The 14095-nt window shown below is 72.5% G+C and carries 10 protein-coding genes; 6 read left to right on the plus strand and 4 right to left on the minus strand.

Going from position 1 to position 14095, the window contains the following annotated elements; genetic code table 11:
* Positions 1–36: 36 nt before the first annotated feature.
* Together ACSJD1_RS12795 and mnmA are read right to left on the minus strand one after the other, a co-directional pair.
* Positions 37–873 carry a hypothetical protein gene (locus ACSJD1_RS12795; protein WP_438855677.1) on the minus strand — a complete coding sequence of 279 codons (837 nt, stop codon included), beginning with the start codon at positions 871–873 and terminating at the stop codon, positions 37–39.
* A gap of 147 nt (positions 874–1020) precedes the next feature.
* Positions 1021–2160, minus strand: coding sequence for a tRNA 2-thiouridine(34) synthase MnmA (gene mnmA / locus ACSJD1_RS12800; RefSeq protein ID WP_438855678.1), 1140 nt, complete (start codon positions 2158–2160; stop codon positions 1021–1023).
* Positions 2161–2306: 146 nt separating this feature from the next.
* On the opposite strand from mnmA, the gene ACSJD1_RS12805 reads away from it, so the two are divergent.
* Positions 2307–2948, plus strand: a complete 642-nt coding sequence (locus ACSJD1_RS12805; protein ID WP_438855679.1) for a hypothetical protein — start codon at positions 2307–2309, stop codon at positions 2946–2948.
* 18 nt (positions 2949–2966) lie between these two features.
* On the opposite strand, the gene ACSJD1_RS12810 is transcribed toward ACSJD1_RS12805, so the two are convergent.
* Complete coding sequence (locus ACSJD1_RS12810) at positions 2967–4202, minus strand: cysteine desulfurase family protein (RefSeq protein WP_438855680.1); 1236 nt, start codon at positions 4200–4202, stop codon at positions 2967–2969.
* 50 nt (positions 4203–4252) lie between these two features.
* Here ACSJD1_RS12810 and glgX point away from each other — a divergent pair, with 50 nt between their 5' ends.
* From glgX to ACSJD1_RS12825, 3 genes are read left to right on the plus strand one after another with little or no spacing between them, the layout of a single operon-like run.
* Positions 4253–6457, plus strand: a complete 2205-nt coding sequence (gene glgX, locus ACSJD1_RS12815) for a glycogen debranching protein GlgX (RefSeq protein WP_438855681.1) — start codon at positions 4253–4255, stop codon at positions 6455–6457.
* Positions 6457–6954, plus strand: a complete 498-nt coding sequence (gene ybaK, locus ACSJD1_RS12820; protein WP_438855682.1) for a Cys-tRNA(Pro) deacylase — start codon at positions 6457–6459, stop codon at positions 6952–6954. Before glgX ends, ybaK begins: the two co-directional genes overlap by 1 nt.
* The gene (locus ACSJD1_RS12825) at positions 6954–7124 is read left to right on the plus strand and encodes a hypothetical protein (RefSeq protein WP_438855683.1); all 171 of its coding nucleotides are present in this window, start codon (positions 6954–6956) and stop codon (positions 7122–7124) included. Before ybaK ends, ACSJD1_RS12825 begins: the two co-directional genes overlap by 1 nt.
* Positions 7125–7144: 20 nt before the next feature.
* Here ACSJD1_RS12825 and glgP read toward each other — a convergent pair whose 3' ends face one another.
* On the minus strand, positions 7145–9709 hold the full coding sequence (gene glgP / locus ACSJD1_RS12830) for an alpha-glucan family phosphorylase (protein WP_438855684.1): 2565 nt from the start codon (positions 9707–9709) through the stop codon (positions 7145–7147).
* A 121-nt stretch (positions 9710–9830) separates the two neighbouring features.
* On the opposite strand from glgP, the gene ACSJD1_RS12835 reads away from it, so the two are divergent.
* Positions 9831–11846, plus strand: coding sequence for a maltotransferase domain-containing protein (locus ACSJD1_RS12835; protein ID WP_438855685.1), 2016 nt, complete (start codon positions 9831–9833; stop codon positions 11844–11846).
* Positions 11843–14047 (plus strand): 1,4-alpha-glucan branching protein GlgB, encoded by a 2205-nt coding sequence (gene glgB / locus ACSJD1_RS12840; protein ID WP_438855686.1) that lies wholly within the window; start codon positions 11843–11845, stop codon positions 14045–14047. The genes ACSJD1_RS12835 and glgB overlap by 4 nt, the downstream gene beginning before the upstream one ends.
* The last annotated feature ends 48 nt before the right edge of the window (positions 14048–14095 follow it).

A 14095-nucleotide genomic window follows, 5' to 3' on the forward strand; every position in this document is an offset into this window, starting at 1 on the left:
ATCCCCGCGCGCCCCGATCGTCGTGGAACCTCCCGACTACGCGCCGAACCCGGCGGCGTCGACCTTCCGGTGGTAGCGGGTGCCCGCCTTGCCCCCGAGGACCGCGCCGCCGAGCGTGACGACGACGAGGAGCACCAGCGTGACGATGCCGGCCACCGTGAGCTCGCCCTCGTTGACGGGGATGCGCGGGAACGTGTTGAGCGTCGCGAGCACGTCGTACCGGGTGCCGGCGAGCGCGGCGAGCGCCGCGCCGACGACCGCCATCACGATCGCCCAGAGCCAGACCGCGACGCCCTGCTTCAGCCCGTTGAAGCGAGCCATCCGCCCGGCGACGTAGCCGCCTGCGAAGTACGCGACGAACAGCGCGACCAGCAGCGCGATCGCGCCGACGACGCCGATCGTCTGCGGGTCCTCCGCGACGGCGTCGTCGACGGCGGCTCCGACGTTGCCGAGGCCGAGTGCGGCGCCCGTGCCGGCGAGGAATGCGGTCAGGAGTGCGCCGAGGCCGAGCGCGGTGAGCCAGCCGAAGAACGCGGCGCCGAACTTGATGCCGCCGAACCGCTCGCGCTCCCGGTCGATGACGGCCGCCCGCACCGCCGGGTCGGCGACCGGGCGCTCGTCCTCCGGGCGGCGGCGGTCGGCCGGGACGGCGTCCGCGCGCTCAGATGCCGCGGCGCGCTCGTCGACCTTGCGGTCGTAGGCCGCCGTCCGCGAGTCAGCCGTCCGGTCGGCGTCCGTCCGGTCGGCGGCCGTGGCCTCCCGGTCGTCGCGGATGCCGTCGCCGTCGGCGTCGACGCGCCGGTCGGTCGGCGTCGTTCCCGTGCGCGGGTCGCGGTTCGCATCGTGTCCGGGTCGGTCGGTGGAGGTGCTCATGGTGTGGTCCCTCTCGTCGTCTCGTCGCCGCAGGGGGATGCCCCTCGGCGCGCCTGCGACCCTACGCGGGGTGCGAAGCGGGCGAGGAGGCCTTGACAAACGCCCGGATGGCGCGCTCGCGCCGTCCAGCGAACGCCCAGCGGTCGCTCAGGCGTCGATGGGGACGGCGCTGACGGTGCGGTCGATCGTGCACTGGCCGAGCACGCGCGTGCCGACGTAGACGACCGCCGTCTGGCCGGGGGCGACGCCGTCGAGGGGCGTGCCCGGCGTGATCACGAGCTCGGCGGAGCCGGAGGCATCCGTCGCCACCCTCGCGACCGCGGGCACCGGGTCGGCGTGCGCCCGGATCTGCACCTCGCAGTCGAAGGCGTCGCCGTCGGCGACGACGAGGCCGGATGCCACGGGGTCGGCGCCCGCCCACGAGAACCGGGACCCGGCGACCTCGGCGACCGCGAGCGCCTCCTTCGGGCCGACGACGACCGTCCGCTCCTTGGGCCGCACCTCGAGCACGAACCGCGGCTTGCCGTCGGCGGCCGGGGTGCCGAGCCGGAGCCCGCGGCGCTGCCCGACCGTGTACGCGTGCGCGCCCTCGTGCGCGCCGACGACCTCGCCCGACCGGTCGACGATGTCGCCGGGCGCGGTGCCGACCTTCTCGGCGAGCCAGCCCTTCGTGTCGCCGTCGGAGATGAAGCAGATGTCGTACGAATCGGGCTTCTGCGCGACCGAGAGGCCGCGCCGCGCGGCCTCCTCGCGGACGAGCTGCTTGGAGGGCGTGTCGCCGAGCGGGAAGTACGCGTGCGCGAGCTGCTCGGCCGTGAGCACGCCCAGCACGTACGACTGGTCCTTGGCCTCCGCGCTCGCGCGGTGAAGCTCGCGGCGACCCGCGGCATCCGTCGTGATCTTCGCGTAGTGCCCCGTGGCGACCGCGTCGAAGCCGAGCGCGAGGGCCTTCTCGAGCAGGGCGGCGAACTTGATGCGCTCGTTGCAGCGCATGCACGGGTTGGGGGTGCGGCCCGCGGCGTACTCGGCGATGAAGTCGTCGACGACGTCGGCCTTGAAGCGCTCGGAGAAGTCCCACACGTAGTACGGGATGCCGAGGACGTTCGCGGCGCGCTGCGCGTCCATCGAGTCCTCGATCGTGCAGCAGCCGCGGCTGCCCGTGCGGAGGGTGCCCGGCATGCGGCTGAGCGCGAGGTGCACGCCGACCACGTCGTGGCCCGCCTCGACGGCGCGCGCGGCCGCGACGGCGCTGTCGACGCCGCCGCTCATCGCTGCCAGGACCCGCATGGGCTCCAGTCTACGAAACGGCCCCTGAGCGGATGCCGCACCCGGAGGTCCGACGCGTCGCCGCGACGATAGCGTTGGCGGATGCAGGTGACGGACCACCGACTGCGCGAACGCCCCCGGCGTCGAGCTCGTCCGCGGAGGCGCGGGTGACTCCCGCGCCGGCGCCGTCGTGGGAGACGTATCGGAGGTCGATCGGCGACCGGTCGACGATGTTCGCCGCGATCGCCTCGACCTGGGATGTCGAGGCGGCGCTCTATCCCGGCTCCTACCTCGACCTCTCGCCGTCCACGGCGATCCCGTCGGTCACGTACGTCGACACCGACCGCCGCGCCGCGCGCTTCTTCGCCGACTCAGACCTCTTCCGCGCGGAGCTCGCCCGCGCGGAGCTCGCGCATCCGACGACGCGCGCATCGGCGGCCCGGGTCGAGTTCCTGCGGGCCGACTACACCACGCCCCTGCCGCTCGAGGACGGCGCGTTCGACCTGCTCGTCTCCCTCTACGCGGGCCCGGTCTGGGACCACTGCCGGCGCCATCTCCGCGCGCACGGCCTGCTGCTGGCGAACACGAGCCATGGCGATGCCTGCCTCGCCGCGCTGGATCCCGATCTCGAGCTGGTCGCGGCCGTGCACCACCGCGACGACCGGTATCGCCTCGACACGCGCGGGTTGGACGGCTACCTCGTGCCGAGGAATCCCGCCGCCGCCGACCGCGACCTCATCCGACGCAGCGGTCGCGGAATCGCCTACACCCGCCCGGCGTTCGCGTACCTGTTCCGGCTCCTGCCGTAGCGCCGGCGCCGCCGGGAGTCAGCGGTCGAAGCTCGTGACCCGGTCGGCCATGCCGGCTCGGGTCGCCCGCTCGACGGCGGCGGGGAGCGCTTCGAGGAACGCGTCGACGTCGGCACCGGTCGTGGTGCGCCCCAGCGTGATCCGCAGGGCACCGCGCGCCTCCGGCTCGGTGCGGCCCATCGCGAGCAGCACGTGCGAGGGTTCGGGCACGCCGGCCTGGCACGCCGAGCCGGTCGAGACGGCCACGCCCGCGGCATCCAGCAGGAACAGCAGCGAATCGCCTTCGCATCCGGGGAAGGAGAAGTGCGCGTTGCCGGGCAGCCTCCCGGCGGGATCGGGGTCGCCCGAGAGCCGCGCGTGGGGGGCGGCCGCCGCCACTCCCGCGACGAGCCGATCCCGCAGGCGCGACATCCGTTCGTCCTCGGCCGCCGACCGCTCGGTCGTCGCGCGGGCGGCCGCCGCGAACCCGGCCGCCGCGGCGACGTCCTGCGTGCCCGACCGGATGCGTCGCTGCTGGCCGCCGCCGTGCAGGAGCGGCTCGATACGGGTCGACCGGTCGAGCACGAGCGCGCCGATCCCGACCGGCCCGCCGATCTTGTGCGCCGAGACGCTGATCGCCACCAGCCCGGCGCCGGATGGCGCAGCGGTCTCGCGACGGATGGCACGGAGGTCGATCGGCACGTGGCCGTATGCGGCGATCGCGTCGACGTGGAGTGGCACGCCCGCCCGCGCGCAGAGCTCGGCGACCTCCCGCACCGGCTCGATCGTGCCGACCTCGTTGTTCGCCCAGAGCATCGTGACGAGGGCGACGGATGCCGCGTCGCGGTCCAGCTCCGCGGCGAGCGCGTCGATCCGCAGCCGCCCGAGTGCGTCGAGGGGCAGCTCGACGACCTCGGCGCCCTCCATCGCCGCGAGCCACTCGACCGTGTCGATCGTCGCGTGGTGCTCGCCGCCCGGCATGAGGATCCGACGGGCGGACGCCTCGGCCCTGCGCCGCCAGAAGAGGCCCTTGATCGCGAGGTTCACGGCCTCGGTCCCGCTGCCGGTGAACACGACCTCGACGGGATCGGCTCCGAGCGTCGCGGCGACCTCCTCGCGCGACTCCTCGAGTCGTCGCTTCGCCTGCTGGCCCGTGCTGTGGATCGAGGCCGGGTTGCCCGCGAGCCGCAGCGCGTCCGTGATCGCGTCGATCGCCTCGGGCCGCAGCGGCGTCGTGGCGGCGTGGTCGAGGTACACGGGGTCGCGGCGGGGCATCGAGCACCTCCTGACCGGGAACCGGTTCCCCACGAACTACTGTAGTTCGCATGTCTCCGGCCGATCCGCTCCACGACCTGGGCGTGCGCACCGGACCGGGCGGCGGCACGATCCGCGTCTGGTCCGAGCACGCGACCTCCGTGGACCTCGAGGTGTTCGGCGCCGAAGACCTGGACTGGGCGGTCGAGCGCGTGCCGCTCGAACGCGACGTGCACGGCGTGTGGCACGGGGCATCCGCCGCCCTCGTGCCCGGCGCCCGCTACGGTCTCCGGGTCGACGGGCCGGCGGGGCTCGAGCACGCCTTCAACCCGGCGCACACGCTCCTGGATCCGTGGGCGCGCGGCCTGCAGGCCGCCGCGGACGGTTCGTGGCGCGGCGTCGTGGTCGACACCCTGGGATCGGAGGGCTTCGACTGGGGCGGCGTCGGCAAGCCGCACGTGCCGCTCGACCTCACCGTCGTCTACGAGGCGCACCCGAAGGGGTTCAGCCGCCTGAACGAGCGCATCCCCGAGCCGCTGCGGGGCACCTACGCCGGGCTCGCGCACGACGCGTCGCTCGAGTACCTGACCGGACTCGGTGTGACGACGGTCGAACTCCTGCCGGTGCAGGCGTTCGTGGCGGAGGAGCGCCTCGTCCGCCAGGGGCAGGTCAACTACTGGGGCTACAACACGCTCGGGTTCTTCGCGCCGCACGCCCCGTACGCGAGCGCCGCGGCGCAGGCCGCCGGGCCGTCGGCGGTGCGGCGGGAGTTCGCGGGCATGGTCAAGCGCCTGCACGAGGCCGGCCTCGAGGTCGTGCTCGACGTCGTCTACAACCACACCGCGGAGGAGGGCCGGCAGGGTCCGACCTACAGCTTCCGCGGCATCGACAACTCATCGTACTACCGTCACGACGCCCACGGGCGCTACGTGGACACGACGGGCTGCGGCAACACGCTCGACTTCGGCCACGACGCGCCCATGCGGCTCGTGCTCGACTCGCTGCGCTACTGGGCCGGGGAACTGCAGGTCGACGGCTTCCGCCTCGACCTCGCGGCGACGCTCGGCCGCGACGCCCTCGGCGCCTACTCCCCCGAGCATCCGCTGCTCGCCGCCATGCTCGCCGACCCCGTGATCGGCGCGGGCAAGCTCATCGCCGAGCCGTGGGACGTCGGGCCGTTCGGGTGGCAGACCGGCAACTTCGCGCCCGGCTTCAGCGAGTGGAACGACCGCTACCGCGACCGCATGCGCGACTTCTGGCTCGGCGACCTGCGCCGCGAGCGCCACGGCGAGCACGGCAGCGGCATCGGCCGCTTCGCGACCCGGCTCGCGGGCTCGTCCAACACGTTCGCCGCCGAACGGGGGCCGCTCGCGAGCCTGAACTTCATCACCGCGCACGACGGCTTCACGCTCGCCGACCTCACCGCCTACGACGTCAAGCACAACCTCGGCAACGGCGAGCACAACCGCGACGGCGCCGACCACAACAACTCCTACAACCACGGCGTGGAGGGCCCCACGGACGACCCGGGCATCGCCGACGGGCGCCGCCGCAGCATCCGGAACCTGCTCGGGACCCTGCTGCTCTCCGCGGGCGTGCCCATGCTCACCGCGGGCGACGAGTACGGGCGCAGCCAGCGCGGCAACAACAACGCGTACTGCCATGACTCCGAGCTGACCTGGCTCAGGTGGTCGGCCGACGAGCGCGACTCCGCCCTCGAGGCGACCACGCGTCACCTGCTGCGGCTGCGCCGCGAGCACCCGGCGCTGCGACCGGTCCGCTACGGCCGCTTCGGCGAGCGCGTGCCGAGCGCGTCGCAGATGGACTGGTACAACGCGGCCGGAGAGACCATGACGATCGAGCACTGGCACGACCCGTCGCAGCGGACCCTGCAGTTCCTCGCGGCCTCGACGCCCGAGTTCGAGGGGTTCAACCGCATCCTCCTCGTCGTCCACGCCTCGGAGCGCGAGGTCGAGGTGCTGCTGCCCGAGCACCCCGGCGTCGACGACTACGAACTGCTGTGGGACTCCGCACTCGACGAGCCCGGCGGCGAGCTCGGCGCTCGGTTCGAGCCGGGAACCCGCCTCGCGATGACGCCGCAGTCGATGCGGCTGTTCCGCGCGTCGGGCGATCCGGCACCGGTGCTGGTGGATGCCGCGGCCGGCTCGCTCGGCGCGGGCGCCGACGAGGCCGACGTCGCGAGCGACGGGCGGCAGGCCGATGCCTCGGCCGACGGGCGCCGCGCCGACCTCGACCCGATGGAATCGACGACCTGATGGCGAAGCGAGCGGATGCCTCGGCCGGCACGCCGGCGACCCTCGCGCTGACGCGCGCGGGCATCCGCTACACGGCGCATCCGTACGAGCACGACCCGCGAGCGGGCGCGTACGGCCTCGAAGCGGCGCAGAAGCTCGGGATCGAGCCCGAGCGCGTCTTCAAGACGCTCCTCGCGAACGTCGACGGCGCGCTCGCGGTGGGCATCGTCCCGGTCGCCGACCAGCTCGACCTCAAGGCGCTCGCCACGGCGCTCGGCGGCAAGCGCGCCGAGATGGCCGACCCCTCGCTCGCGGAGCGGAAGACCGGCTACGTCGTCGGCGGTATCAGCCCGATCGGGCAGAAGGTCTCGCTGCCGACCGTGCTCGACGAGACCGCGATCCTGTTCGAGACGATCCTCGTCTCGGGCGGGCGACGGGGCCTCGACCTCGAGCTCGCGCCCCAGGACCTCCTCGCGGTCACCTCCGGCCGCTGCGCCCCGATCGCGCGGGCCCGCTGATGGCGTTCGTCGTCGCGTTCCTCGAGTGGAGCGCGGCCGTCGGCATCGTGCTGTGCATCCCGTTGCTCATCCGGGCGTGGCGGGCGGAGCTGCTCCGAGGCGACGACCCGCAGTTCCGGGCGACGGGAGTGTTCCCGCGACTCGTCCGCTCGCTTCGTCGCGACCGCTGAGGCGCGGCCGCGCGGCCGGCTCAGCCGGCGGCGGAGACGAGTCCCAGCTCGGCCGGCGAGACGAGCAGCGGATGCCGCGGCACGACTCGCACGGTGTACCCGAACGCGCCGGCCCGGTCGAGCCTGACGGCGCCCGTGTACACGCAGGTCGCCGCATCGGTCGTGGACGCGCCGTCGGGCACGAGCTCGGCGGCTCGGGCGTCGTCGATGCGGTCGTCGCCGTGCGAGTGGCCGTAGACGACCTCGACCGACACGTCATCCTCCGTCAGCGCGCCCAGCGCGACGTGCGCGCGGAGGTGGAGTTCGTCGCCGACGTGCGGAGTCGACTCGAGCCCGCCGGACTCGACGTGCGCCACCTGCACACCGGGCCATGCGGCGCGCACGCGCGCACCCCATGCGGCGAGCTCGCGCGCGGGCTTGGCCCCCTCGGCCCCGACGACGGCGGCGTGCTCGGCCGCCGGACGGTACAGCCGCTCGACGTACTCGCGCACCATGCGGTCGGCGCCGAGTTCGGGCGAGAGGTTCGCGAGCGTGCGTCGCACGCGCCCCATCCACTCGGTCGGCACGCCGTCGCGGTCGCGGTCGTAGAACAGTCGCGTGATGCGGTGCTCGATGAGGTCGTAGAGGGCGGATGCCTCGAGCCGGTCGCGCTCGCCCTGGTCGCCCGCCGCGTCCGCCGTGGGGATCACCCAGCCGTGGTCGTCGGCGGCGTACTCAGCCCACCACCCGTCGAGGATCGAGAGGTTGAGCGCGCCGTTCATCGCGGCCTTCATGCCCGACGTGCCGCACGCCTCGAGCGGGCGGAGCGGGTTGTTCATCCAGACGTCGCAGCCCGGGTAGAGCAGCTGGGCCATGCCGATGTCGTAGTCGGGCAGGAACACGATGCGCTCGCGGAGCTCCGGCCGCTGCGCGAACTGCACGAGTCGCTGGATGAGGCGCTTGCCCTCGTCGTCGGCCGGGTGCGCCTTGCCGGCGATCACGAACTGCACCGGACGGTCGGGGTTCGTGAGGATCGCCGCGAAGCGCTCGGGGTCCTCCAGCATCAGCGTGAGCCGCTTGTACGTCGGCACGCGGCGCGCGAAGCCGATCGTGAGCACGTCGGGGTCGAGCACGCGGCGCACCCAGTCGGGGGCGACGGCTCCGCCGTGCTGGTCGGCCCATGCGCCCGCGAGTCGCCGTCTGGCGTCCTCCACGAGCTGGAGTCGCATGCCGCGCTTGACGCCCCAGAGCTCGGCGTCGCTCACTGCGGCGCTCAGCCAGTCCGCGTGCTCGGTGTCGCCGGTGCCGAGCCGCTCCTCGGCGAGCGCGAGCAGGGCCGGGTCGGTCCACGTCGGCCCGTGGACGCCGTTGGTGACCGAGGTGATCGGCACGTCATCCGCGTCGAAGCCGGGCCACAGGTCGCCGAACATGCGACGGCTGACCTCGCCGTGCAGCTTCGACACGCCGTTGGCGCGCTGGGCCAGCCGGAGCCCCATCATCGCCATGTTGAACGCGCTGTCCTCGGCGGGCACGCCCGGCTCGAGCCCGAGCGGGAGCGCATCCGCGGAATCGATTCCGGGGAGCAGCCCCGACTCGAGGTAGCTGGCGACGAGCGCCCGGTCGAAGCGGTCGATGCCCGCGGGCACGGGCGTGTGGGTCGTGAAGACGGTGCCGGCGCGCACGAGCTGGAGCGCCTCGGCGAACGAGAGGCCGTCGCCGATGCAGGCCGAGATGCGCTCGAGCCCGAGGAAGCCCGCATGGCCCTCGTTCATGTGGAACACGTCGGGGAAGTGCCGGCCGGTGAGCCCGCTCCACGCGCGGAGCGCGCGCACGCCGCCGATGCCGAGCAGCAGTTCCTGCTGGAGGCGATGCTCTCCCCCGCCGCCGTAGAGCCGGTCGGTGACCTGGCGGAGGTCGTCGTCGTTGGCGGGGATGTCGGTGTCGAGCAGCAGCAGCGGCACCCGCCCCACCGCCGCCTGCCACACGCGCGCGTGCAGGCTGCGACCGCCGGGCACCGCGAGGGTCACCTGCACCGGAGTGCCGTCCGCGCGGCGCAGCACCGAGAGCGGCAGACCGTCGGGATCGAGCGCCGGGTATCGCTCCTGCTGCCAGCCGTCGGGCGCGATCGCCTGCGAGAAGTACCCCGCCTTGTAGAACAGGCCGACCGCCACCAGCGGAACCCCCAGGTCGGAGGCGGCCTTGAGGTGGTCGCCGGCGAGGATCCCGAGGCCGCCCGAGTACTGCGGCAGCGCCTCGGTGATCCCGAACTCCGGTGAGAAGTACGCGACCGTCCTCGGCGTCTCCGCGCCGAGCGACTGGTACCAGCGCGGCTCCGACACGTAGCCGCGGAGCTCGTCGCGCTCGCGCTCGGCCCAGCCGATGAAGCCGTCGTCGCCCGCGAGCTCGTCGAGGCGACGGGCGTCGACGTCGCCGAGGAAGGCGATCGGATCGCGCCCCGAGCGGCGCCAGCCCGCCGGGTCGATGTGCTCGAAGAGGCGACGCGTCGGCTCGTGCCACGACCAGCGGAGGTTCGCGGCGAGTTCCTCGAGCGCGCCCAGCTGGGGCGGTACGACGGCGCGGACGGTGAACTTGCGGATGGGCTTCACGGGGTCAACCCTACGCAGCACCGTGTGTCCGTGAGATGAACGGACCCCGCAGCGCCGACGGCGGCGCGCAAGACCACGCGACCCGGTGTCGATCCAGCGGCATCCGCGCTACGGTCGGAACGTGACGAGCCGCCCAGTTCGAGCCGGCCGGATCCCCGTGACCCGGCTCACGCCCGCCCTGCCCGATCCGCGATGGAACCCGAAGGCGTTCTCCGGGGAGGTGGTCCCGTTCCGCGCCACGGTGTTCCGAGAGGGGCACGACCTGGTGGGCGCGATGCTCGTGCTCACGAGCCCGTCGGGCGTCAGGCAGCGGCACCGCATGACGGCGGGTGCCGCCGGCACCGACCGCTGGGAGGCGAAGGCACGGCTCGACGAGCTCGGCACGTGGCGCTGGCGTGTGACGGGATTCGGCGACGAGATCGGCACGTGGGTGCACGACGCCGAGCTGAAGATCGACGCGGGGGTCGACGTCGAGCTGATGTACGAGATCGGCGCGCGCCTCGCCGAGCGCGCGGCGAAGGAGGCCGGCCGGCCGGCCGCCGTGCGCAAGCGGCTCCGGGCGTACGCCGCCGCGCTCCGCGATGCGGGGGCCGCGCCATCCGCTCGTCGCGCACTGCTCGAGGATCCGGTGCTCGAGGAGTTCCGCTCCCGGCCGCTCGCGCGACTCACGACCGACTCGGAGGAGCACGAGATCCTCGTCGAGCGGCGGCGCGCCGGCGTGGGCTCGTGGTACGAGTTCTTCCCGCGTTCGGAGGGCGCACGGCAGCTGAAGAAGGACGGCTCGTGGAAGTCGGGCACGTTCCGCACCGCCCAGCGCCGGCTCGACGGCGTCGCGGCGATGGGCTTCGACGTCGTCTACCTGCCGCCGATCCACCCGATCGGCTTCGCCTTCCGCAAGGGCCCGAACAACACGTTGACGCCCGGCCCGTTCGACCCCGGCTCGCCGTGGGCGATCGGTGCGGCGACCGGCGGCCACGATGCGATCCATCCCGACCTCGGCACGCTCGCCGACTTCCGGGCCTTCGTACGGCGAGCCGCAGCACTCGGCATCGAGATCGCGCTCGACCTGGCCCTGCAGGCCTCTCCCGACCACCCGTGGGTGACCGAGCATCCGGAGTGGTTCACGACGCTTCCCGACGGGACGATCGCGTACGCGGAGAACCCGCCGAAGAAGTACCAGGACATCTACCCCGTCAACTTCGACGACGACTTCGAGGGCCTGGTCGGCGAGGTCACCCGCATCGTCCGGCATTGGATGAAGCAGGGCGTGCGCATCTTCCGCGTCGACAACCCGCACACCAAGCCCCTGATGTTCTGGGAGCGGCTGATCGGCGACATCAACGCGACCGACCCCGACGTGGTCTTCCTCGCCGAGGCGTTCACGCGTCCCGCGATGATGCAGGCGCTGGCGATGGTCGGCTTCCAGCAGTCGTACTCCTACTTCACGTGGCGCAACACCAAGTCCGAGCTCGAGGAGTTCCTCACGAGCGTCTCGCAGGACACGGCCGACTTCATGCGCCCGAACCTGTTCGTGAACACGCCCGACATCCTCACCGAGTACCTCCAGTTCGGTGGGCCGGCGGCGTTCACGGTGCGTGCGACCATCGCCGCGACCGCCGGGGCGACGTGGGGGGTGTACTCCGGCTTCGAGCTGTTCGAATCGATCGCGCGACCCGGCGCCGAAGAGGCCATCGACAACGAGAAGTACGAGTACAAGCCACGCGACTTCGCCAAGGCCGAGGCCGACGGCACCTCGCTCGCCCTCTACCTCGGGATCCTGAACCGCATCCGGGCCGATCATCCGGCGCTCGGCCAGCTCCGGAACATCCGCTTCCACTACAGCGACGACGACTCGGTGCTCGTGTACTCCAAGCACCTCGAGGGCCGGTTCATCGAGGGACACGGCCCCGACGACCACGACACGATCCTCGTGGTCGCGAACGTCGACCCGCACTCCGTGCGCGAGACGACCGTGCACCTCGACCTGCCCGTCATCGACCTGCCCGAGGGCGGCGTCTTCGAAGTCGAGGACCTCGTGACCGGCGACCGCTGGGAGTGGGGCGAACACAACTACGTGCGGCTGGATGCGTTCACGCAACCGGTCCACATCCTCCGAGTGATTCGAGGCGCGCAATGACCGACACGACCCCCGTCCATGCACCGTCGGTCCCCGACGACCTCCTCCTCGCCGTCGCCGAGGGACGCCATCACGACCCGCACCAGGTGCTCGGACAGCACGGGTTCGATTCGCCCGCCGAGAGCGGCGCGCACACGGTGATCCGCGTGCGACGGCCGCTCGCGGCGTCGGTCGACGCCCTGCTCGACGACGGGGGTGAACTCCCGCTCGCGCATGTCGGCCACGGCATCTGGGCGGGTGCCGGAATGTTCGGCCCGACCGGCTATCGCGTGCGAGCCAGGTACGACGACGGGACCGAATGGACCGCCGACGACCCCTATCGCTACGCGCCGACCATCGGAGAGCTCGACCTGCACCTCATCGAGGAGGGCCGGCACGAGGAGCTCTGGACCGTGCTCGGTGCGCATCACCGCGAGTACCCCTCGGCCACGGGGCCGCTCCGCGGCGTCTCGTTCACCGTGTGGGCGCCGCGCGCCCGCGCGGTGCGCGTCGTGGGCGACTTCAACCACTGGGACGGCCTCGGCCACGCCATGCGGAACATGGGCTCGAGCGGCGTCTGGGAGCTCTTCGTGCCCGATGTCGAACCCGGTGCGGCGTACAAGTTCGAGATCCTCGCCCAGTCGGGCGAGTGGCTGATGAAGGCCGACCCGATGGCCCGTCGCGCCGAGATCGCGCCCGCGACCGCATCGGTGGTTGCGACCAGCGGGCACGACTGGGACGACGGCGAGTGGATGTCGGGGCGGGCGCACCGCAACCCGCACGAGCTGCCCATGAGCATCTACGAGCTCCACCTCGGCTCGTGGCGCCCCGGCAAGGGGTACCGCGACATCGCCGACGAGCTCATCGAGTACCTGCAGTGGCTCGGCTACACGCACGTCGAGTTCCTGCCGCTCGCGGAGCATCCGTTCGGCGGCTCGTGGGGCTACCAGGTCACCGGCTACTACGCGATCACGAGCCGGTTCGGCTCCCCCGACGACCTCAAGTACCTGATCGACCGACTGCACCAGGCGGGCATCGGCGTGATCATGGACTGGGTGCCCGGGCACTTCCCGAAGGACGAGTGGGCGCTCGCCCGCTTCGACGGGGAACCGCTCTACGAGCACCCCGACCCGCGCCGCGGCGAGCAGAAGGACTGGGGCACGCTCGTCTTCGACTACGGCAACCCGCGCGTGCGGAACTTCCTCGTCGCGAACGCGCTGTTCTGGCTCGAGGAGATGCACATCGACGGCCTCCGGGTGGACGCCGTGGCATCCATGCTCTACCTCGACTACTCGCGCGAGGAGGGCGAGTGGCTGCCGAACTGGTACGGCGGGCGCGAGCACCTCGAGGCGATCGGCTTCCTGCAGGAGGCGACCGCGACGGCGTACAAGCGCAACCCCGGCATCGTGATGATCGCCGAGGAGTCCACGAGTTGGCCCGGCGTCACTGCCACGACCTCATCCGGCGGCCTCGGCTTCGGCTACAAGTGGAACATGGGGTGGATGCACGACACCCTGCAGTACATCCAGCGCGACCCGATGTACCGCTCGCACCATCACGGCGAGCTCACGTTCTCGTTCCTGTACACCTTCAGCGAGCACTTCATCCTGCCGATCAGCCACGACGAGGTCGTGCACGGCAAGGGCTCGCTCGTCCGCAAGATGCCGGGCGACCACTGGCAGCAGCTGGCGAACACGCGCGCCTACCTCGCGTACATGTGGGCGCACCCGGGCAAGCAGCTGCTGTTCATGGGGCAGGAGTTCGGGCAGCTCTCCGAGTGGAGCGAGGAACGCGGCCTCGACTGGTGGATCCTCGACCAGCCGAGCCACCGGCAGCTCGCGGAGCTCGTCGGTCGGCTCAACCGCACCTACGCCGAGACGCCTGCGCTCTGGCAGCTCGACGACGATTCGGCCGGCTTCGATTGGGTCGAGGGCGGCGCAGCCGACATGAACGTGATCGCGTTCCTCCGCTACGACCGGGATCGTCGGCCGCTGCTGTGCATCGTCAACTTCGCGGGGAACCCGCATGAGGGCGTGCGCTTCGGCCTGCCGTTCGCCGGCCGCTGGCGCGAGGTGCTCAACACGGATGCCGCGGAGTTCGGCGGGTCGGGGGTCGGAAACCTCGGTGGAGTGGACGCGACCGACGAGCCGTGGGCGGGCAAGCCGGCGTCGGCGGTGTTCACCCTTCCGCCGCTCGGGGCGCTCTGGTTCCAGCCCGCGTGACGTCGGTGTGACCCGCGGTGGTCGGGTCGCGCCGGCCGACCGGGCGCG

It is taken from the genome of Agromyces excoecariae (genome assembly GCF_051715505.1).
Lineage (GTDB): Bacteria > Actinomycetota > Actinomycetes > Actinomycetales > Microbacteriaceae > Agromyces.

Coding starts and splice junctions, on each gene's coding strand:
- ACSJD1_RS12795 (WP_438855677.1), bottom strand. CDS start 873: ATGAGCACCTCCACCGACCGACCCGGACACGATGCGAACCGCGACCCG.
- mnmA (WP_438855678.1), bottom strand. CDS start 2,160: ATGCGGGTCCTGGCAGCGATGAGCGGCGGCGTCGACAGCGCCGTCGCG.
- ACSJD1_RS12810 (WP_438855680.1), bottom strand. CDS start 4,202: ATGCCCCGCCGCGACCCCGTGTACCTCGACCACGCCGCCACGACGCCG.
- glgX (WP_438855681.1), top strand. CDS start 4,253: ATGTCTCCGGCCGATCCGCTCCACGACCTGGGCGTGCGCACCGGACCG.
- ybaK (WP_438855682.1), top strand. CDS start 6,457: ATGGCGAAGCGAGCGGATGCCTCGGCCGGCACGCCGGCGACCCTCGCG.
- ACSJD1_RS12825 (WP_438855683.1), top strand. CDS start 6,954: ATGGCGTTCGTCGTCGCGTTCCTCGAGTGGAGCGCGGCCGTCGGCATC.
- glgB (WP_438855686.1), top strand. CDS start 11,843: ATGACCGACACGACCCCCGTCCATGCACCGTCGGTCCCCGACGACCTC.